Origin of the sequence: Streptomyces sp. NPDC005820 (assembly GCF_040630255.1) — a bacterium.
Lineage (GTDB): Bacteria > Actinomycetota > Actinomycetes > Streptomycetales > Streptomycetaceae > Streptomyces.
Genome location: NZ_JBEXXE010000008.1, coordinates 145,228 through 166,036, shown reverse-complemented (window position 1 = coordinate 166,036; position 20,809 = coordinate 145,228). Strand labels below are relative to the sequence as shown.

The window sequence follows — 20,809 nt, the reverse complement described above, 5'->3', positions numbered from 1 at the left end:
CGTGGGCGCCTACAGGAAGGTGTGGCCCTCACCGCGGTAGGTGGGCACGGTCGCCGTGACCGTGTCCCCCTCCACGAGGTGCAGCACGTCGAACCGCTCGCACAGCTCACCGGCCTTCGCGTGCCGGAACCACACCTTGTCGCCGATCAGCAGATCGTCGGCGGGGGAGCCGATGAGCGGGGTCTGCACCTCGCCGGGGCCCTCCTGGGGGTCGTACCGCAGCCCCTCCGGGAGGTACGGCACCGGCAGCCGGTCGGGCCCTGCCGCACCGGAGGCCGGGTACCCGCCGCCGAGGACGGTCACGACGCCGACCCCCGGCCGCCGTACGACGGGCTGGGCGAACAGGGCCGCCGGACGCCCGGTGAACGACGTGTAGTTGTCGAACAGCCGCGGCACGTACAGCCCCGACCCCGCGCCGATCTCCGTCACCGCGTCCTCGGCCGCCGTGTGCTGCACACTGCCGGTGCCGCCGCCGTTCACGAACTCCAGATCCGGGGCGACGGCCCGCACCGCGCGCACCACGGCGGCGCGCCGCTCGGTGAGTTCACGGCGGGCCGTGGCCTGCATCAGCCGGATCGCCCGGGACCGGAAGGGCCGGCCCGCCACGTCGTCGCCGACACCGGCGATATGACCCTCGTACGCCATGATCCCCACGAGCTTGAACCCCGGCCGCCGGGCCACCGCCCGTGCCACTTCGGCGACCTGGGCGGGGGAGTGCAGCGGGGAGCGCAGGGCGCCGACCCGCACCCGGCCGCCGAGCAGCTTCAGCGAGGTGTCCAACTCCAGGCAGACCCGGATCACTTCGGTGCCGCCGGCCCGTGCCGCGTCGATGAGGTCGAGCTGGGCGACGTCGTCGACCATGACCGCGACGGCGGCCGCGAGCTTGGGGTCGGCGGCGAGCTCGGCGAAGGCCGTGCGGTCGGCGGAGGGGTAGGCGAGCAGAATGTCGTCGAAGCCGGAACGGGCGAGCCACAGGGACTCGGCCAGGGTGAACGACATGATTCCCGCGAAGCCGTCCTTGGCGAGGACGCGCTCCAGCAGGGTCCGGCAGCGCACGGACTTGCTGGCCACGCGGATCGGCTTGCCGCCGGCCCGGCGGCGGAGGTCCTCGGCGTTGGCGTCGAAGGCGTCCAGGTCGACGATCGCGAGAGGGGCGTCGAGATGCTCGGTGGCCCGGTCGTAACGGGCCCGGTCGGCGGCGCGCGCAGTCATGAACGAAGCCTGCCAGACTCGATTACCGCAGGGTAGGGGGATGTTCCGGGCAGATGCCCCGTCGGTCACGGACTGGTTCCCGTTCGCTCGGCAACAAGCCGTAGAGTGACGCGCACGCACGGAGGACGGCTCCGGCCGGAGATCCGCGCCGGGATGCCGCTCCCTTCGCGCGGGTATGCGTGCCTGAACGGACCACCGTGTCCGCACCGGGCCGCCCGGGCACGCGCAGGACGGCCCGCGTACGAGAACGACGGCCCGGGCCAGAGGAAACGGGGGGTGCATGAGTACGGAAGCACGCCGCGCCTCGATTCCCCCGCGCCCGGCGCAACCGCCCTCGGTGGGCGAGGGCCACGAGGAACAGCCGACCGCCGCACCCGGGGAGAAACCCGCGAACGACACAGCGGAGCCGTCCGGCGCCGACGAGAACGGCGTTGCGGGCCCGGCGGGGCCGCGAAACACCGGGCACCCTCGGCCGCCCCGCCCCACCGGAGCCACGGCCCCGAGGATCCCGGCCCCCTGGGTCCGCCCGTACGCCCCGTCCGCCGCCCAGGAGCCGAGCGCCGCCCCACAGCCCCCCGCGCCGACCAGCCCCACCTCCTCGAACCAGACCCTCAACTTCTCGACCCCCTTCAACACGGACGCCGTGCGTGGCGTGAGTTCGGAGCAGGTGAACGGCTCCGGCCCCGGCTCTGTGGGTGGAGTGGGTTCGGAGGGCGTGAGCGGCTTCGGCCCGGGCTCTGTGGGTGGTGTGGGTTCGGAGGGCGTGAGCGGCTTCGGCCCGGGCTCTGCGGGTGGCTTCGGTTCGGACCGGGTGAACGGCTTCGGTTCGGACTCCGTGAGCGCGCCGCCTCCGCCTCCCGCGTCCGCCCGCTTCCCGGACACGCCGCCTCACCCCGGCGGCCCGGCTCCGCGCCGCCCCGACACCCCCCGCCCGCCGCGGCCCCCGGCGCCGCCCGCCGCGCGCCCATCCGGCGCCCGTCCGGGCGCCTCGGGCACCACCGGCCCGAGCAACGGCTCCCTCATGGACCGACCGCCCGGCACGCCCGGAACTTCCGCCACTGGGACTCCTCGCACTCCCTCGGCCCCGGAGACCCCGCGCAGCGCGGACCGCGACCGCCTGGCCCCCCGCCCCGCCGCCTCGGGCACCGACCGCAGGGGAAGCGGCGTCGATCCGCGTCCCGCCGCTCCGCCCCCCGACCGCACGGGAGGCGGCCCAGCCCCGCGTCCCGCTTCCCCGACCGCCGAGCGCGCGGGAAGCGGCGTCGATCCGCGTCCCGCCGCTCCGCCCACCGACCGCGCGGGAGGCGGCGCTGTCCCGCGTCCCGCTTCCCCGACCGCCGAGCGCGCGGGAAGCGGCGTCGATCCGCGTCCCGCCGCTCCGCCCACCGACCGCGCGGGAGGCGGCGCTGTCCCGCGTCCCGCTTCCCCGACCGCCGAGCGCGCGGGAAGCGGCGTCGATCCGCGTCCCGCCGCTCCGCCCACCGACCGCGCGGGAGGCGGCCCAGCCCCGCGTCCCGCTTCCCCGACCGTCGACCGCGGGGGAAGCGGCGCCACCCGGCGCCCCGGTGCTCCGACCGACGACCGCGCGGACGGCACCACCGATCTGCGTCGCGGCGGTCCCGGTGCCACGCGTGTCCCGGAACCCGGTGAACCGGGCGGCGCCCGTACCCCGGGCTCGTCGACTCCCCGGCCCTCCGACTTCTTCGGCGCGCGTCCTGCGACGGCCCCCCGTTCCACCGGGCCCGCCGACGGCAGCGGCTCGAGTCCCACCGCTCCTGTCTCCGGCAGCGCCTGGAGCCCGCTGCCCCGCAGTTGGGTGCCGAGCCCGAGTGCCGCCGTGGAACCGGAGACGGGGCAGGTCCCGGGTTCCGCCCGGCGTGCTGCCTCCCCGCAGCCGTCGGCGGCCGATCCGGACTCCCAGCCGGCCTGGTCGCCCACCTCCGCGATCCCGCCCCCCGACTTCACGGTCCCGCCGCCGCCACCCCGCACGGCGCCCCCGAAGCCCACCACCCGCCCCACCGCCGGGCCCCCCGACCCGACCAGCTCCCCATCCGGCCCGGGCACCTCGGCCCGCCCGACATCCGGCCCGGGCACCTCGGCCCGCCCCACCACCGTCACCGGAGCGCCCGCCCGCCCCACCACGGCGACGGGAGCCCCCGGCCGCCCCGCGTCCGAGTCGGGCACGTCCGCCCGTCCCCCCGCGTTCGGCGATGCCTCCCCGGGCACCTCCGCCCGCCCCACCCCCGAGCAGGGCACCTCCGCTCGGCCTCCTGCCACACCCGGCGCACCCCCGCGCCCCACTGCCGCACCGAACACACCCCCGCGCCCCATGACCGCGCCTTCCACCGCCCCGGGCACCTCCGCGCGCCCCTCCGCAGGACAGGCCACCCGGAAAGGCCCCACCTCCGGACCGAACACCCCTGCCCGCCCCACGGCTGCGCCGGACCCGTTCACCACCCCCTCCACCACGCCAGGCGCGTCCACCCACCCCTCCGCCGGGCCGAGCCCCCGGCGTGGCCCCACCACCGGACCGACTCCCCCCACGCGCCCCACCACCGGACCGACTCCCCCCGCACCCCCCGTCACCCCCCTCGAATCGCCCGCAACCGGTGTCGTCTCGCCCGACCCCTCTCTTTCCTGGAGCGCTCCCATGGCTCCCGGGAGTGTGCCCGGTGCCACGCGGCCCGTGGTGTCGTTCGCGCGGCCCGAGGGGTTCGGGGACGTGCCCCGGGCGGTCGGGCGGCGGGGCCGGGCCGTGGTGGCCGCCGCCTGTGTCGTGCTCGGGCTGGGGCTCATCGGCGGTGCCGTCACCGGGAGTTGGCTCATCGGGGACGCGGAGGGAAGCGGCGCGCGGGACACGTACGCCGCGGCCGGTGGACTGTGGCACAGCGTTCCCGTCGACGAGCTCTTCCCGGTCACCATCGACGGGCAGGGCGCCGGCCCCGGGGGCGCCGACCGGACCTGGACGCGGATCGCCGTCGCCCCGGACAGCGGCTGCGCCGACGCCTTCGACCCACTGCTGCGCCAGGCCCTCACCCCGGGCGGCTGCCAGCGGCTCCTGCGCGCCACCTACACCGACGCCACCCAGAGCTACGTCACCACCGTCGGCCTGCTGTTCACCACCGCCGACGCGGCCGGCATGCGCGCCCTCGACACCCGCTTCGACAAGGAGGGCCTGGCCCGCCGCGCCGACCTGATGCCGAAGCCGTACGCCGCCAAGGGCACCGCCGCCGCCTCCTTCGGCGACAAGCAGCGCGCCTCGTGGACGATCTCCGTCCTCACCGACGCCCCGGTCGTCGTCTACGCCGTCTCCGGCTGGGCCGACGGCCGTACCGTCGACAGCCCCGAGCCCGCCTCACAGGCCACCGCCTCCGGCGCCACCACGGCCCCCGCCCAGGCCGGCCTCGGCAACGAGGCCCAGGGCCTCGCCGACCGCATCGAGCGGAGCCTGCGCAAGACCGCCGTCACGCCCTCGGAGCAGCCCTCATGAGCCGCCGCAGTCCCCGCAGCCGTCACCGCAGCAGGGCCGGGCTGCTCTGTTGTCTGCTCGCCGGCTCCGTCGCCCTGCTGCCCGCCGCCCCCGCGTACGCCGACAGCATCCGCGCCCAGCAGTGGGCCCTCGACGCCATGCACACCCAGGAGGCCTGGCAGACCACCAAGGGCAAGGGCATCACCGTCGCCGTCCTGGACACCGGCGTGGAGGCCGACCACCCCGACCTGGAGGGCAACGTCCTCGAAACCAAGGACATGGTCGGCTTCGGCGCGAAGGAGGGCGACCCGTCCTGGGCCGTGCACGGCACCGCCATGGCCGGCATCATCGCCGGTCACGGCCACGGGTACGGCGACGAGGACGGGGTCATGGGCATCGCGCCCGAGGCCAAGATCCTCCCCGTCCGCGTGATCCTGGAGGACGAGGACCCCCAGCGCACCAAGGCCCGCAACAGCCGCGGCAACGCCCTCGCCGAGGGCATCCGCTGGGCCGCCGACCAGGACGTCGACGTCATCAACCTCTCCCTGGGCGACGACTCCGCCTCCGCCCACCCGGAACCGGCCGAGGACGAGGCCGTGCAGTACGCCCTGAAGAAGGGGGTGGTCGTCGTCGCCTCGGCCGGCAACGGCGGCGAGAAGGGCGACCACATCTCCTACCCCGCGGCCTACCCGGGCGTGATAGTCGCCACCGCCGTCGACCGGTACGGCACCCGCGCCTCGTTCTCCACCCGCCGCTGGTACGCCACGGTCGCCGCCCCCGGCCAGAAGGTCGTCATCGCCGAGCCCGACCACAAGTACTACGAGGGCTGGGGGACCAGCGCGGCCTCGGCGTTCGTCTCGGGGGCGGTCGCGCTCATCAAGGCCGCCCACCCCGGGCTCACCCCGGCGCAGATCAAGAAGCTCCTCGAGGACACCGCCCGCAACGCCCCCGTCGGCGGCCGCGACGACTCCCGGGGCTTCGGTTTCATCGACCCCGCCGCAGCGATCCGGGCCGCGGGGTCCCTCAAGCCGGAGGGCCTGAAGTCCGCGTCCTACGGCAAGGAGTACTTCGGCGCGGGCCCCGACGCCGCCCGCGCCGACGACGACACCTCCGGCTGGGCCGCCCCTCTCGCCGGGGGCGCCGGAGTGGTCCTCCTGCTCGGCGCGGTCATCCTGTGGCGAGGCCGCCGCGAGCCGGGCGAGTTCGAGACCTTCGAGTCGTACGAGTCGTACGAGACCTACTAGCGGGCCCGTCGCAGTACGGCTATTCCGTGGCCGACGCCGACGCGCTGTCGTCCGCGAACGCCGACACCGCCGCCTTCGCCGCCGCCTCCACCAGCGAGATGCCCCTGGCCTGCGTCGCGTTGCCGTTCGACAGCACCGCCACCAGGTACGTGTGCCCGCCGGTCGGCACCCGCCCGATGCTGTTGATGTCCCACAGCCCGGTGGTGCTCCTGGCCAGCCAGCCGTTCTTCAGCGCCCACGACGAGCCGTCGGCCGCCGCCGAGACACCCCAGTGCTGGTCGGTCGCTATCTGCTGCATCAGGCCCTGCAGGTACGACCGCGACGCCTCGCTCAGCTCCGAGTCGTCCCCGAAGACCTGCTGCAGCAGCCTGAGCTGGTCGGCGGCCGTGGTCTGGGTGAGCCCCCACAGCATGTCGTCGCCGCCCTCGGTGCCCGTGAGCCCGAACCGCTCGTTCGCCGCGTCCAGCCCCTCCGCCTTGCCGATGATCCGCCACAGCTCCGACGCCGAGGTGTTGTCGCTGTTCTCGATCATCGCGGTGGCGTACGTCTTCTCGTTCGCCGTGAGATGCCGGCCCGCGTCCTGCGCCTGGAGCAGCAGCGTCGCCAGGATGTCCACCTTCACGATGCTCGCCGTGTCGAAGGCGGCGGAGCCGTGGGTCGCGCTGTCCCCGGAGTCCACGTCCAGCACGGCCACGGACACCTTCGCGTCCGCCGGCACGGTCACCGACTTCATCGCCTCGGCCAGCAGCGCGTCGTAGTCCACTGCGGGTGCCGCCACCGACTCCACGCTCACCCCTCCGTCCGCCGAGCCCGACGCGGACGCCGACGGCTCCGCGGAGGACGACGATACGGCCCCCTCGCCGGAGTGCGCCTGTGCCTTCACATAGACGGTGCCGCCCGCGGTGGCGCCGAGGACGGCCACGGTGGCGAGCGCGGTGTAGAGGAGGGGACGGCGCCGGGACGGGCGGGCGCGGCGGCCGCTACGGGCTCTGCGAGTCTCCATGCCCGTGATGGTGGTGGCGGCGACTGTGCGGGCCGTTAGACGAACGTAAGAGGTACGTCAGCGAAGCCTGAGAATCCTGTGAAAGCCGTCTCGCTCGCGTTTCGGGCCCCGCACAAGCCCAGCAGCATCCCCCCGATAAGGTCGGTGACCGTGGCGAACAAGAACATTCCCGACCCCGGCTACTCCGACGACGACGGCTCCGCCGACCCCCGGCTGAGCGCGGCGCTCGCCGCCTGGGCCGAGGACCGCACCGCCGTCGGACCCGTCCTGGCGGCCCTCAGGGGCACCCGGCTGCTCGTCCCGGTGGTGGCCGTGCTCGGCGAGGTCGAGGAGGACGAGAACGGGCTGCGCCGCGAGAAGACCAGCGACATGGCCGTCCCCACCCTGAAGGCCGGGGGCCGCACCGCGCTGCCCGCCTTCACCTCCACCGAGTCCCTGGCCCGCTGGGACCCGGCGGCGCGACCCGTCGCCGTACCCCTGCACCAGGCGCTGCGGGCCGCCGCGCACGAGAAGGCGGACACCGTGGTGCTCGACCTGGCCGGGCCGGTGGCGTTCGAACTGACGGGACCGGCGCTGCTGGCGCTCGCGGAGGGCCGTACGACGATCGATCCGCTCGCCGATCCGGCCGTACGGGAAGCGGTGCGCGCCGCGGTGGCCGCCGAGCCGGACGTCGTCCGCGCGCACCTCGGGCCGGGCCGGGCGGACGGCACCCTCGCCCTCGTCCTCGACCCGTCCGCCGCCCCCGCCGAGGCCGCCCGCGCGGTGGCCGGCCGCCTCGCCGCCGACGAGACACTGAGGGCCCGCCTGGTGCGCGGCCTCGACCTGGCACTCCTGCCGGCCGGGACCACGCCGCCGGGCGAGCCCCTGTACGTACGCGGATGAGCGGACGATCCGGCGGACTAGCCGTAGACGGGCCCGGTGTACTTCTCGCCCGGGCCCTGGCCCGGCTCGTCCGGGACGATCGACGCCTCGCGGAACGCCAGCTGGAGCGACTTCAGGCCGTCGCGCAGCGGGGCCGCGTGGAAGGAGCTGATCTCGGTCGCGCTCGCGTCGAGCAGCCCGGCGAGGGCCGTGACCAGCTTGCGGGCCTCGTCGAGGTCCTTGTACTTGTCGCCCTCCTCGGTGAGCCCGAGCTTGACGGCCGCCGCGCTCATCAGGTTGACGGCGACCGTGACGATCACCTCGACGGCCGGGACCTCGGCGATGTCGCGGGTCATCTCGTCGAAGTCGGCGGAGGTGGGGTCCGGGGAGCCGGCGGGGGAGGTCTCACTCATGCCCCACACGATAGGCGCAGGCCGCCCGGACCCCCGCACCGAGGCTCGATTCGCCGTTCCCGGCACGGGCTGGTAATCTCGATTAACGACCGGTCGGACACGCGTGCCACCCAGCAGGCGGGCCCGGCCCACAAGTGGAGGCTCCGAACTCCCACCCGACCGCCCCTCAGGGACGGCGGGTCACCCCGGTCAGGCGGCCGCCATCGTTCCGTACGGACGATGGAGTCGCCCGGTAGTGCGCCCCGCGATGCTCGCGACGGTGCTCCGGTAGTGCTTGGAGCCCCCGCATGTGATCGTTCGGGGCATTTTTTGTGCTTCGGCGTGGTTATAGGTCTAACGACACAAGACGTTACGCGGCCGTCCGCCAGACGCTCGCGTGGTGCTATCGAGGAGGATCCATCAGCGCCGAGCCCCGCATCAACGACCGGATTCGCGTTCCCGAGGTGCGACTTGTCGGTCCCAGTGGCGAGCAGGTGGGCATCGTCCCCCTGGCCAAGGCACTGGAGCTTGCGCAGGAGTACGACCTGGACCTGGTCGAGGTCGCGGCGAACGCCCGCCCGCCGGTCTGCAAGCTCATGGACTACGGGAAGTTCAAGTACGAGTCGGCCATGAAGGCCCGTGAGGCGCGCAAGAACCAGGCGCACACGGTCATCAAGGAGATGAAGCTCCGGCCGAAGATCGACCCGCACGACTACGACACCAAGAAGGGTCACGTCGTCCGGTTCCTCAAGCAGGGCGACAAGGTCAAGATCACGATCATGTTCCGTGGTCGCGAGCAGTCCCGGCCCGAGCTGGGCTACCGACTGCTGCAGCGCCTCGCGGAGGACGTCCAGGAGCTCGGGTTCGTCGAGTCGAACCCCAAGCAGGACGGCCGCAACATGATCATGGTCCTCGGTCCGCACAAGAAGAAGACCGAGGCGATGGCCGAGGCCCGTCAGGCGCAAGAGGCCCGCAAGGCCGAAGCGAAGGCCAACCCCGGCCGCTCGCAGAACCCCGCGGACGCCGAGTACATCGACGACGAGGCCACTGAGGCCACCGAGACCACCGAGGCCGCCGAGGCCCCTGCCGAGGCTTCCGCCGAGGCGTGATCCGCGGGACGTAAGTCCCCTGGATGCAACCCATACAGCAGCGACGCTCCACCCAGTGCCCGGTTTCACGACCGGGCACCGGAGCGCCACCGACGAGGAGAGAACGGCGCTATGCCGAAGAACAAGTCGCACAGCGGTGCCAGCAAGCGCTTCAAGGTCACCGGCTCCGGCAAGGTGCTCCGTGAGCGCGCCGGCAAGCGCCACCTGCTCGAGCACAAGTCGTCCCGCGTGACGCGTCGCCTCACCGGCAACGCCGAGATGGCCCCGGGCGACGCCGCGAAGATCAAGAAGCTTCTCGGCAAGTGAGGTCGGGCGCACCGCGCCTGACCCACGCACACCGGGACCCAATCGATTCCGGGCCGTGTGACGACAACCGCGGCCCCGCTACAAGGAGTTAACAAGTGGCACGCGTCAAGCGGGCAGTCAACGCCCACAAGAAGCGCCGGGCGATCCTCGAGGCGGCCTCCGGCTACCGCGGTCAGCGTTCGCGCCTGTACCGCAAGGCCAAGGAGCAGGTCACCCACTCGCTGGTCTACAACTACAACGACCGCAAGAAGCGCAAGGGCGACTTCCGTCAGCTGTGGATCCAGCGCATCAACGCCGCTGCCCGCGCCAACGGCATCACCTACAACCGCTTCATCCAGGGCCTGAAGGCCGCGAACGTCGAGGTCGACCGCAAGATCCTGGCCGAGCTCGCCGTGAACGACGCCGGTGCGTTCGCCGCGCTCGTCGAGGTCGCGCAGAAGGCGCTGCCGTCGGACGTGAACGCGCCCAAGGCCGCGTGACGCCTCGCCGGCTTTGAGCCGACGTGACCGAAGGACCCGCAGGTTCCATCCTGCGGGTCCTTTGCTGCTGACGCCCGCTGAGGCCGCCGTTCGGGTGCGGGTCGCCTGTGGCTGATCGCGCCCACGCGGCGGAGCCGCACATCGATAGAGCCCCGCGCCCCTGCAACCCACCCAGCTTTCGAAGGTGAACCAGAACATGCCCCCCGCCAGCCCCGAGCTGATCTCCCCCCGTTCTCCCCGTGTGGCCGCCGCGCGGCGGCTTGCCCGGCGGAACTTCCGGGGGAAGGAGCGGCTGTTCCTCGCGGAGGGGCCGCAGGCCGTGCGGGAGGCGGCGGGGTACGGCGCGGACACCCTCACCGAGCTGTTCGCCACCGTCGAGGCCGCGGAGCGGTACGCCGACATCGTCGGGGAGGCCCGAGCCGCCGGCGCCCGGATCCATCTCGCCGACGAGCAGGTCATCGCGGACATCTCGACGACGGTCACCCCGCAGGGGCTCGTCGGGGTCTGCCGGTTCGTCGACACGCCCTTCGAGGAGATCCTCGCCGCCCGGCCCCGGCTGGTCGCCGTACTGGCGCATGTCCGCGACCCCGGCAACGCCGGCACCGTCCTGCGCTGCGCGGACGCCGCCGGCGCCGAGGCCGTCGTACTGACCGACGCGTCCGTCGATCTGTACAACCCGAAGGCCGTCCGGGCCTCCGTCGGGTCGCTGTTCCATCTGCCCGTCGCCGTCGGCGTGCCCGTCGAGCGGGCCGTGGCCGGGCTGAAGGAGGCCGGGGTGCGGATCCTCGCCGCCGACGGGGCCGGTCGGGACGACCTCGACGACGAGCTGGACAAGGGCACCATGGGCGGGCCCACCGCCTGGGTGTTCGGCAACGAGGCCTGGGGGCTCCCGGAGGAGACCCGCGCTCTCGCCGACGCCGTCGTCCGCGTCCCGATCCACGGAAAGGCCGAGAGCCTGAACCTCGCGACCGCCGCGGCCGTATGTCTCTACGCATCGGCCCGTGCACAGCGCGCCTCCGGAGGGTGCCGCTCCGTCACCGAGAGCTAGTAGGGTGACGAGCTCGGGGCGCCTCTTACGGGAGGGCGGGAGGTGAGGTACGGGGATGAGTGTCGGCACTGCCGGTGACCTGGCCGAACTCGGCATCGACCCCGACGACCTGCCGGACGGGCTGGTCGTCGCCGACGAGCACGGGCGGGTGATCTGCTTCAACGCCGCCGCCGTCCGGATCACCTCCGTACCGGCGCAGGAAGCCCTCGGACAGCGGCTCGACAAGGCGCTCCCGTTGGAGGACCTCGAAGGCCGCCGCTGGTGGCAGCTCACGGACCCCTACACGGGGCTCGCCATCCGGACCGGCCAGCCCGAGCGGAATCTGCTGCTGCCCGGCGGCCGCGAGGTGCTCGTCACCGCGCGCTACGTCCGCACCGCACCCACCGGACCCGTCCGCCGGGTCGTCGTCTCCGTGCGGGACACCGAGGCCCGCCGCCGCACCGAGCGCAGCCACGCCGAGCTGATCGCCACCGTCGCCCACGAACTGCGCTCCCCGCTCACCTCCGTCAAGGGCTTCACCGCCACCCTCCTCGCCAAATGGGCCCGCTTCACCGACGACCAGAAGCGGCTGATGCTGGAGACGGTGGATGCCGACGCCGACCGTGTCACGCGGCTCATCGCCGAGCTGCTCGACATCTCGCGGATCGACTCCGGGCGGCTGGAGGTGCGGCGCCAGCCCGTCGACATAGGCGCGGCCGTCGGACGGCACATCCAGGCCTACGTCGCCGCCGGGCAGCCCGCCGACCGGTTCCTGCTCCGTCTCGAGCAGCCGCTGCCCGCCCTGTGGGCCGACCCCGACAAGGTCGACCAGGTCCTCAGCAACCTCATCGAAAATGCGGTGCGGCACGGCGAGGGAACCGTCACGATTGACGTCACGCCCGCCGCGTCCCCCCGGGAAGGGGAGGACACCGGCACGTCGGTCACCGTGAGCGACGAGGGTGCCGGCATCCCGGAGGAGTCCATGAACCGCGTCTTCACCCGCTTCTGGCGGGGCAGCAAGCGCGGTGGCACGGGCCTCGGGCTGTACATCGTCAAGGGCATCGTCGAAGCCCACGGCGGCACCATCACGGTCGGCCGCGCCCCCGGCGGGGGCGCCGAGTTCCGATTTACGTTGCCCGTGGCCGCCCCGGCGTATCTCGCCTGACGGCCCGCGGGCTCTTCGTATACCTCAACCCCGTTAGACTCGGCCTTTGGCACCTTTGTGTCCCGAAAGCCATGACGCACTGGCCGCGAGTCGGTGACGGGGACCATCCAGCCAATCGGAAGCACGGGAAGAGATGTCGGCACCGAATAAGTCGTACGACCCTGTCGAGGTCGAGGCGTTGAAACCGGAAGAGATCGAGCGCATGCGGGACGAGGCGCTCGCCGCCTTCGCCGCCGCGGACTCCCTCGACGCGCTCCAGGAGGCCAAGGTCGCCCACACCGGCGGCACCTCGCCGCTGGCCCTCGCGAACCGCGAGATCGGCGCGCTGCCCCCGCATGCCAAGGCCGCCGCCGGCAAGGTGGTCGGCCAGGCCCGCGGCGCGGTGAACAAGGCCCTCGCCGGCCGCCAGGAGGAGCTGGAGGCCGAGCGTGACGCCCGGGTGCTGGTCGAGGAGGCGGTGGACGTCACCCTGCCGTACGACCGCGTACCGGCCGGCGCCCGCCATCCGCTCACCACGCTCTCGGAGCGCATCGAGGACATCTTCGTGGCCATGGGCTACGAGGTCGCCGAGGGCCCCCAGGTCGAGGCCGAATGGTTCAACTTCGACGCCCTGAACATCGGCCCGGACCACCCGGCCCGCGGCGAGGCCGACACCTTCTTCGTCCAGGGCCCGGACGGCGGCACCGAGTCCGGTGTCGTGCTGCGCACCCACACCTCGCCCGTGCAGATCCGCTCCCTGCTCTCGCGCGAGCTGCCGGTCTATGTGATCTGCCCCGGCGTCGTCTACCGCACCGACGAGCTGGACGCCACGCACACCCCGGTGTTCCGCCAGGTGGAGCTGCTCGCCGTGGACGAGGGCCTGACCATGGCCGACCTCAAGGGCACCATGGACCACATGGTCCAGTCGCTGTTCGGCGAGGGGATCAAGACCCGGCTGCGGCCCAACTTCTTCCCGTTCACCGAGCCGTCCGCCGAGATGGACATGGTGTGCTACGTCTGCCGCGGCGAGTCCGTCGGCAACCCCGACCGCCCCTGCCGCACCTGCTCCAGCGAGGGCTGGATCGAGCTCGGCGGCTGCGGCATGGTCAACCCCAAGGTGCTCACCGCCTGTGGCGTCGACCCCGAGAAGTACAGCGGCTTCGCCTTCGGTTTCGGCATCGAACGGCTGCTGATGTTCCGCCACAACGTCGAAGACATGCGAGACATGGTCGAGGGTGACACCCGGTTCACCCGACCCTTCGGGATGGAGATCTGATGCGGATCCCGCTTTCCTGGCTGCGGGAGTACGTCGACCTCCCCGCCACCGAAACCGGCCGTGACGTGCAGGCCAAGCTGGTGTCCGCCGGCCTTGAGGTCGAGACCGTCGAGCAGCTCGGCGCCGACCTCAAGGGCCCCCTCGTCGTGGGCCAGGTGCTCACCATCGAGGAGCTGGAGGGCTTCAAGAAGCCGATCCGCTTCTGCACCGTCGACGTGGGCACGGCCAACGGCACGGGCGAGCCCCAGGAGATCGTCTGCGGCGCCCGCAACTTCGCCGTCGGCGACAAGGTCGTCGTCGTCCTCCCGGGCGCCGTCCTGCCCGGCGGCTTCGCCATCGCCGCCCGCAAGACGTACGGCAGGACCTCGCACGGCATGATCTGCTCCAGCGACGAGCTGGGCATGGGCGACGACGGCACCAAGGGCATCATCGTGCTGCCCCCGGAGACCGAGGTCGGCAAGGACGCCATCGAGCTCCTCGAGCTGGTCGACGAGGTCCTGGACATCGCCGTCACCGCCAACCGCGGCGACTGTCTGTCCATCCGCGGCGTCGCCCGCGAGGCCGCCATCGCCTACGGTCTGCCCCTGCGCGACCCCGCCCTGCTCGACGTACCGGCCCCGAACGCCTTCGGGTACCCGGTGCGGGTCTCCGAGCCGCTCGGCTGCGACCGCTTCACCGCCCGCACCGTCACCGGTCTGAGCCCCGAGGCCCGCTCCCCGATCTGGCTGAAGCGCCGGCTGCAGAAGGTCGGCATGCGCCCGATCTCCCTCGCCGTCGACGTCACCAACTACGTGATGATGGAGCTCGGCCAGCCGCTGCACGCCTACGACCGCGCACTGGTCCAGGGCACCATCGGCGTCCGCCGGGCCGGGGAGGGCGAGCAGATCGTCACCCTCGACGGGGTGACCCGCACGCTGCACGCCGAGGACCTCGTCATCACCGACGACCGCGGCCCGATCGGCCTCGCCGGGGTCATGGGCGGCGCCAACACCGAGATCGCCGACCACGACAACACCGAGCAGTCCACCGGTGACGTCGTGATCGAGGCCGCCCACTTCGACGCGGTGTCCATCGCGCGCACGGCCCGCCGGCACAAGCTGTCCTCCGAGGCCTCCCGTCGCTTCGAGCGGGGCGTCGACCCGGCCGCCGCCGCGGCCGCCGCGCAGCGCACGGTCGACCTGCTGGTGCTGCTCGCGGGCGGTACGGCCGACGCGGGCGTCACCGAGGTCGTCACCCCCTCCGGCCCGCACACCATCACCGTCCCGGCCAACCACCCCGACAAGGTCGCGGGCGTCGGCTACGGCCGCGAGACGGTCGTGCGCCGCCTCCAGGAGATCGGCTGCGACGTCTACGGGCAGGACGAGCTGATCGTCACCGTCCCGTCCTGGCGGCCCGACCTCGCCGAGATCAACGACCTGGCGGAGGAGGTCATCCGCCTGGAGGGCTACGAGAACCTGCCCTCCACGCTGCCCAAGCCCCCGTCGGGCCGCGGCCTCACCCACCGCCAGCGCCTGCACCGCCGCGTCGGCCGCGCCCTGGCCGGCGCCGGCTATGTCGAGGCGCCGAACTACCCGTTCGTCGGCGAGGGCGTCTTCGACCAGCTCGGACTGGCCGCCGACGACCCGGCCCGCCGCGTCGTCAGGCTCACCAACCCGCTCAACGACGAGGAGCCCGCCCTCCGTACGTCGCTGCTGCCGGGCCTGCTGGGCGCCCTGCGGCGCAACGACGGCCGGGGCAGCCATGACCTCGCGCTGTTCGAGACGGGCCTGGTCTTCCACCCGCGCGAGGGGGCCGGCGTCGCCGGTCACCTCCCGGTCGACCGCCGCCCGACGGACGAGGAGCTCGCCGCGCTCGACGCCGTCCTCCCCGAGCAGCCGCGCCATGTCGCCGTCGTCCTCGCGGGCGCCCGCGAGCAGGCCGGCTGGTGGGGCAAGGGCCGTCCGGCCGACTGGGCCGACGCGATCGAGGCCGGTCGCGCCGTCGCCCGTGAGGCCGGTGCCGACCTGATCGTGCGCGGCGGCCAGTACGGCCCGTGGCACCCCGGGCGCTGCGCCGAGTTCGTGGTCGTCGCCGACGGCACCGAGCGCGTCGTCGGCCACGCGGGCGAGCTGCACCCCCGGGTGCTGAAGGCGTTGGGCCTGCCCGCGCGCACCTGCGCGATGGAGCTGAACCTCGACGTCCTGGAGGCGGTCGGCGACGACACCCCGCAGGCGCCGAGCATCTCCACGTTCCCCGTGGCCACGCAGGACGTCGCCCTCGTGGTCGACTCCTTCGTACCGCACTCGGACGTCGAGGCCGCGCTGCGCGAGGGCGCGGGTGAACTGCTGGAGGGGATCCGGCTGTTCGACGTGTACGTCAACGACGAGCAGCTGGGTGACGGCAAGAAGTCGCTCGCCTATGCGCTGCGCTTCCGCGCGGGGGACCGGACGCTGACGGTGGATGAGGCTTCGGCTGCGCGGGATGCGGCTGTTGCTCTCGCGGGGGAGCGGACGGGGGCGGTCCTGCGGGGCTGATGTCGTTCGCCGGGTGCGGGTGGGTCGTGGTTTGTCGCGCAGTTCCCCGCGCCCCTGGGTGGCTTCACTCATCCGGGTGACAACTTCGGGCGAACTGGTCCTTCTGGGCCATCCCGTCGACAGAATCGGACCGGCCCTTTCGGGGTCGGTCCGATCTGCTGTGCGGCCTGGGACGGGGGGCCAACGACCATGTTCGGCATCAGGCGGCCGTTGCGCAGCGCCCTGTCGCTGGGGTTGCCCACGGCCTGGGGCGCCCTGGCGATCGCGTACAAGCTGACCTGTCCGCTGGCCCAGCAGGACGGGCTGGCCGCCAGGATCGCCACGAGCGCCGTGTTCTTCGCGGTCGGCACCGGGCTCGTACTCCATGTCCGACAGGCCCTGTTGCGGGAACTGAAGCAGGTCAGAAGGGTCGCCGGGGCCGCCCAGAACGTTCTCCTACGACCCCTGCCGCCCCGCGTCGACGGACTGGACGTCGCCGCGGCCCGGCTCTCCGCCGACCGCGGCGCCACCGTCGGCGGCGATCTCTACGAGGTCATCGCGACCGAACACGGCGTACGGGTCGTGATGGGCGACGTCCGCGGCCACGGCCTGCCCGCCCTCGGCACGGTGGCCGCCCTGCTCGGCTGTTTCCGTGAGGCCGTCCATGACGAGCCCGACCTGGTCGTCGTACTGCGCAGACTGGAACGGGCCTTGGCCAGACGCCTGCGGGAGGGCGACTCGGACACCCCCCTCGCCGAGGAGTTCGTCACGGTCCTGCTGCTGGAGATCCACGAGAACGGGGAGACACACGCCTTGAACTGCGGCCACCCCTGGCCGTACCTGCTGAGCGGCACGACCGTGGAGCCGTTGTCGCGGGCGGATCCCCTGCCGCCGCTGGGCCTGTTCCCCCTACCGCCGCACCTTCTGCCGACGTTCTGCGGTCACCTGCTCCGAGGTGACTCGATGGTCCTCTTCACGGACGGTGCGGAGGACGCGAGGGACGGACACGGAAGCTTCTTCTCCCTGACGGAGGCACTCACCAAGGCGGCCGACGACCACCCCGTCTCCCCACAGCGGATCCTCCGCACGACCCTCTCCGCCCTCCTGCGCCACACAGCGGGCAGACCCCATGACGACATCGCCCTACTGGCACTTCAGAACGAGCGGATGCAGCCCAACCCCTGATCCCCGAACCCGCAACGCCGGGCCGCCGCTTATTGAGGGGGAGCCGACGGCCCGGCGAACCTCTTGCGAGGCAATCCAGTCAACCGGGCCGGGAACTCTCCGCGACAGCGCGCACACAGCACGGATACGCGCACTCCGTTCACACCCCGTGTGAAGACGCACCCACTACTCTGGCGGCACCGAGGCACCGGGGGGCACCCAATGCAGCCCAACACTCTGCTCGACGCGATCCTGGACGAGGCGGGCATCTCGCACGCGGGCCTCGCCGCCCACGTCAACCAGGCCGGACGGGCCCGCGGGCTCGCCCTGCGCTACGAGCACACGGCGATCGCCCGCTGGCTGAAGGGACAGCGGCCCCGCGGCCAGGTCCCCGACCTGATCTGCGAGGTCCTCGCAGGGCGTCTGCACCGGCCGGTCACCCTCGACGACATCGGCCTCGGCGTACCGGGCGAGCCCTCCGCCCCGCACGGCACCTCCCTCTCCGGCTTCGTCGAGCGGGCCACCGCCCTGTGGCGCTCCGACGAGCAGCAGCGTCCCCACCTCCTCGGCGCCCCCGCCGTGACCGGGACGCCGGCCGTGATGCCGGTGTGGGAGTGGGAGAACCCGCCCGAGGACGTCGACGTCTCCCGGGGTGGCCGACACCGCGTCACCTCCGCCGACATCGAGATGCTGCGCGCCGCCCGCGCCCACTACGAGCAGATGTACCGCAAGGCGGGCGGCATCGCGACCCGCAGCCGTATCGTCGGCTTCCTCAACGCCGAGGCCGCGCCCCTGCTGCGCGGCAGCTACACCGACGAGACGGGGCGTCAACTGCACCGGGCGACCGGCGGGTTGGTGGCCGTCGCCGGGATCTGCGCGTACGACTCCGATGCGCACGGCCTCGCCCAGCGCTACTTCCACCAGGCGCTGCGGCTGGCAAAGGCCAGCGGGGACCGGGGTCTTGGCGCGTACGTCATCGCGCTCCTCGTCAACCAGTCGCTGTTCATGCGGGAGTACCGGCAGGCCGTGGCCTTCGCGGAGGCGGCGCTGCGGGCGGCCGGCAAGCACATCACCCCCGCCCTGGCCTCCGATCTGTACGCGATGCAGGCCAAGGCGTACGCCCACCTCGGCGACGGTACGAGCGCGTTGTCGTGCATCCGGCGGGCGGAGACGGCCGCCGAACGCATCCGGCGGGGCGTCGAGCCCGACGAGACCGGCTATGTCCAGCCCGGTCTGGTCAACGTCCAGGTGGCGGAGGCGCTGCTCAGCCTCGGCGAGATCGCTGCGGCCGCCGAACACGCCCAGGCCGCCGTCGGCACACCCGCGCACGACCGGGGCCGGGTGCACCGGCTCGCCATGCTCAGCACGATCGAACTGCGCCAGGGCCATGCCGACAAGGCCGTGGTCACCGCCGTCCAGATGGCCGAACAGGCCAGGGGAATGGAGTCCCAGCGGCTGCGCGACAGACTCCGGGCGGTGCGTGAACACCTGGTGCGCAGTGGCTGCTCGGGGACGTCCGAAGCAGCCGAACTCATCGACGGAGCACTGCGCGTACCGCTGTAGACCTCCGGGGCACTCCACAGTCCCTGCTGCGATATTGCCACTCACCCGACGGAAGGTGGCAGAACCGTGCAGTGGACGAAACAGAACGAACAAACTGTGTATGAAAACCGCTGGTTCAGCGTCAACCTGGCCGATGTGGAGCTGCCGGACGGCCGGCACCTGGACCACTTCCTGATACGGCTGCGGCCCGTCGCCGTGGCCACCGTGGTCAACGAGGCGAACGAGGTCCTGCTCCTGTGGCGTCACCGCTTCATCACCGACAGCTGGGGCTGGGAACTCGCGGCGGGCGTCGTCGAGGACGGCGAGGACATCGCCCGCGCGGCCGCCAGGGAACTCGAGGAGGAGACCGGCTGGCGGCCGGGGCCCCTGCACCACCTCATGAGCGTGGAACCGTCCAACGGTCTCACCGACGCCGTCCACCACATCTACTGGTCGGACCGGGGCGAGTACGTGGGACACCCCGTGGACGACTTCGAGTCGGACCGCCGGGAGTGGGTCCCCCTGAAGGTCGTACCCGACCTGGTCGCCCGGGGGGAGGTCCCGGCCGCCAACATGGCGGCCGCGTTGATGCTGTTGCACCATCTCAGGCTGACGGGCGACTAGGAGACTAGCGGGCCAGCGCCTGCCAGACCGTCACGACCAGGGCCCCCAGGGCCGTGAGCGCCGCGAGCGAGGGCAGCGGCCAGCGCGCGTGTTCCAGCGAGACCATGCGGGTGTTCAGCTCGTCCAGTTCCTTGGCGGTCTCCTCGGTGCGATGAGTGATCAGGGCCAGCCCGCCCTCGACGCGGGCGTAGGCCACGTCCAGCCGGCGACGTAACTCTGCGAGTTCTCCATGGACGACGGGATGCTCGGGATCGGCGGTCACGTGTCCGCTCCTTTCCGTAGTCGACTCACATCCCTGCATGTGCATGGTGAGTCAACTCGCCTGGTGGGCCGGTGGGGAGCGTGTGCGTATGGCATATGCGGGCCCGGCGCGCACACGGTGTGTGAAACACGCGGGCCCGGCACTCCGAGGAGCGCCGGGCCCGTGCCGATCACGGTGGGTCATCAGTACGTGTAGAACCCCGAGCCGGTCTTACGGCCCAGCCGGCCCGCGTCCACCATCCGCGCGAGCAGCGGGGGAGCGGCGTACAGCGGCTCCTTGTACTCGTCGTACATCGACTGCGCGACCGAGGCGACCGTGTCCAGGCCGATCAGGTCGGACAGCCTCAGCGGGCCCATCGGGTGGGCGCAGCCCATCTCCATGCCGTTGTCGATGTCCTCGCGGCCGGCGATGCCCGTCTCGAACATCCGGATCGCGGACAGCAGATACGGGATCAGCAGCGCGTTGACGACGAAGCCCGAGCGGTCCTGCGCGCGGATCGCGTGCTTGCCCAGCACCTTCTCGGCGAACAGCTGCGCCCGGCCGATCGTGCCCTCGGAGGTGGTCAGCGCCGGGATCAGCTCGACCAGCTTCTGCACGGGGGCCGGGTTGAAGAAGTGGATGCCGACGACCTGGTCGGGCCGCGAGGTGGCGACCGCCAGCTTCACCAGCGGGATCGAGGAGGTGTTGGAGGCCAGGATGGCGTCCGGGCGGGTCACCACCTGGTCGAGGACCTGGAAGATCTCCGTCTTGACCTGCTCGTTCTCCACGACGGCCTCGATGACGAGGTCCCGGTCGGCGAACTCGCCGAGGTCCGTGGTGAAGCTGAGGCGGGCCTGTGTCTCGTCCCGCTCCGCCTCGGTGATCTTGCCGCGCTCGGCGGCCTTGGCCAGGGAGCCGAACAGCCGGGTCCGGCCGAACTCCAGGGCCTCGCCGGTGGTCTCGGCGACCTTGACGTCGAGTCCGGCGCGGGCGCAGACCTCCGCGATGCCCGCACCCATCTGGCCGCAGCCCACGACTCCGACGCGTTCGATGTCCGTCACATCGTCCCCTTCGCTGACTCTGACTCTGCCCGTTGTCTGTGACAGGTCTGCCGGGTCCCGGTCGGCCTGCTCCGATCGTGCACGTTACTAGCAAGTATCGATGATCGATCGCCGGGGTCGGTGCATGCTGTGCGCGGAGACGATCCGTGACCGAGCGGATCCA

Annotated in this window: 18 protein-coding genes; 13 read left to right on the top strand and 5 right to left on the bottom strand. The window is 72.6% G+C overall.

Translation table 11 applies throughout. From position 1 onward, the window contains the following. Positions 1 to 9: 9 nt before the first annotated feature. Positions 10 to 1,212 carry an amino acid deaminase/aldolase gene (locus tag ABZ464_RS12345; RefSeq protein WP_359274780.1) on the bottom strand — a complete coding sequence of 401 codons (1,203 nt, stop codon included), beginning with the start codon at positions 1,210 to 1,212 and terminating at the stop codon, positions 10 to 12. Between the two features lie 2,650 nt (positions 1,213 to 3,862). Here ABZ464_RS12345 and ABZ464_RS12340 point away from each other — a divergent pair. Both ABZ464_RS12340 and mycP read left to right on the top strand, forming a co-directional pair. After that, positions 3,863 to 4,702: a hypothetical protein gene (locus ABZ464_RS12340; RefSeq protein WP_359274778.1), complete on the top strand. Its 840-nt coding sequence runs from the start codon at positions 3,863 to 3,865 to the stop codon at positions 4,700 to 4,702. Then, positions 4,699 to 5,925 carry a type VII secretion-associated serine protease mycosin gene (gene mycP, locus ABZ464_RS12335; protein WP_359274775.1) on the top strand — a complete coding sequence of 409 codons (1,227 nt, stop codon included), beginning with the start codon at positions 4,699 to 4,701 and terminating at the stop codon, positions 5,923 to 5,925. Before ABZ464_RS12340 ends, mycP begins: the two co-directional genes overlap by 4 nt. 19 nt (positions 5,926 to 5,944) lie before the next feature. Here the strand turns inward: mycP and ABZ464_RS12330 are convergent, their stop codons facing one another. Continuing rightward, the gene (locus ABZ464_RS12330) at positions 5,945 to 6,928 is read right to left on the bottom strand and encodes a serine hydrolase (protein WP_359274772.1); all 984 of its coding nucleotides are present in this window, start codon (positions 6,926 to 6,928) and stop codon (positions 5,945 to 5,947) included. A gap of 150 nt (positions 6,929 to 7,078) precedes the next feature. On the opposite strand from ABZ464_RS12330, the gene ABZ464_RS12325 reads away from it, so the two are divergent. After that, positions 7,079 to 7,810, top strand: coding sequence for an SseB family protein (locus tag ABZ464_RS12325; RefSeq protein WP_359274770.1), 732 nt, complete (start codon positions 7,079 to 7,081; stop codon positions 7,808 to 7,810). 17 nt (positions 7,811 to 7,827) lie between these two features. Here ABZ464_RS12325 and ABZ464_RS12320 read toward each other — a convergent pair whose 3' ends face one another. Beyond that, positions 7,828 to 8,202 (bottom strand): DUF1844 domain-containing protein, encoded by a 375-nt coding sequence (locus ABZ464_RS12320; RefSeq protein WP_359274767.1) that lies wholly within the window; start codon positions 8,200 to 8,202, stop codon positions 7,828 to 7,830. Positions 8,203 to 8,600: 398 nt separating this feature from the next. On the opposite strand from ABZ464_RS12320, the gene infC reads away from it, so the two are divergent. From infC to ABZ464_RS12270, 10 genes are all read left to right on the top strand, one after another. Continuing rightward, on the top strand, positions 8,601 to 9,290 hold the full coding sequence (infC, locus tag ABZ464_RS12315) for a translation initiation factor IF-3 (protein ID WP_359275025.1): 690 nt from the start codon (positions 8,601 to 8,603) through the stop codon (positions 9,288 to 9,290). Positions 9,291 to 9,401: 111 nt separating this feature from the next. Further along, complete coding sequence (gene rpmI, locus ABZ464_RS12310) at positions 9,402 to 9,596, top strand: 50S ribosomal protein L35 (protein ID WP_004933563.1); 195 nt, start codon at positions 9,402 to 9,404, stop codon at positions 9,594 to 9,596. A gap of 95 nt (positions 9,597 to 9,691) precedes the next feature. Continuing rightward, complete coding sequence (rplT, locus tag ABZ464_RS12305; RefSeq protein ID WP_007495403.1) at positions 9,692 to 10,075, top strand: 50S ribosomal protein L20; 384 nt, start codon at positions 9,692 to 9,694, stop codon at positions 10,073 to 10,075. A 196-nt stretch (positions 10,076 to 10,271) separates the two neighbouring features. Further along, entirely contained in the window at positions 10,272 to 11,123 is an 852-nt protein-coding gene (locus ABZ464_RS12300; protein WP_359274764.1) for an RNA methyltransferase, read from the top strand. Between the two features lie 55 nt (positions 11,124 to 11,178). After that, positions 11,179 to 12,267, top strand: coding sequence for an ATP-binding protein (locus tag ABZ464_RS12295; protein WP_359274761.1), 1,089 nt, complete (start codon positions 11,179 to 11,181; stop codon positions 12,265 to 12,267). Positions 12,268 to 12,400: 133 nt separating this feature from the next. Beyond that, positions 12,401 to 13,522, top strand: coding sequence for a phenylalanine--tRNA ligase subunit alpha (gene pheS, locus ABZ464_RS12290; protein WP_359274758.1), 1,122 nt, complete (start codon positions 12,401 to 12,403; stop codon positions 13,520 to 13,522). Beyond that, the gene (gene pheT / locus ABZ464_RS12285; RefSeq protein ID WP_359274755.1) at positions 13,522 to 16,035 is read left to right on the top strand and encodes a phenylalanine--tRNA ligase subunit beta; all 2,514 of its coding nucleotides are present in this window, start codon (positions 13,522 to 13,524) and stop codon (positions 16,033 to 16,035) included. Before pheS ends, pheT begins: the two co-directional genes overlap by 1 nt. Positions 16,036 to 16,224: 189 nt before the next feature. Next, positions 16,225 to 17,199, top strand: coding sequence for a PP2C family protein-serine/threonine phosphatase (locus ABZ464_RS12280; RefSeq protein WP_359274752.1), 975 nt, complete (start codon positions 16,225 to 16,227; stop codon positions 17,197 to 17,199). A gap of 201 nt (positions 17,200 to 17,400) precedes the next feature. Next, positions 17,401 to 18,741: a transcriptional regulator gene (locus ABZ464_RS12275; RefSeq protein WP_359274751.1), complete on the top strand. Its 1,341-nt coding sequence runs from the start codon at positions 17,401 to 17,403 to the stop codon at positions 18,739 to 18,741. Positions 18,742 to 18,807: 66 nt separating this feature from the next. Beyond that, positions 18,808 to 19,344: an NUDIX hydrolase gene (locus tag ABZ464_RS12270; RefSeq protein ID WP_359274748.1), complete on the top strand. Its 537-nt coding sequence runs from the start codon at positions 18,808 to 18,810 to the stop codon at positions 19,342 to 19,344. Positions 19,345 to 19,348: 4 nt separating this feature from the next. Here the strand turns inward: ABZ464_RS12270 and ABZ464_RS12265 are convergent, their stop codons facing one another. Next, positions 19,349 to 19,606, bottom strand: a complete 258-nt coding sequence (locus tag ABZ464_RS12265) for a hypothetical protein (RefSeq protein ID WP_359274745.1) — start codon at positions 19,604 to 19,606, stop codon at positions 19,349 to 19,351. A gap of 182 nt (positions 19,607 to 19,788) precedes the next feature. Next, positions 19,789 to 20,646 (bottom strand): 3-hydroxybutyryl-CoA dehydrogenase, encoded by an 858-nt coding sequence (locus ABZ464_RS12260; RefSeq protein WP_359274743.1) that lies wholly within the window; start codon positions 20,644 to 20,646, stop codon positions 19,789 to 19,791. Positions 20,647 to 20,809: the final 163 nt, after the last annotated feature.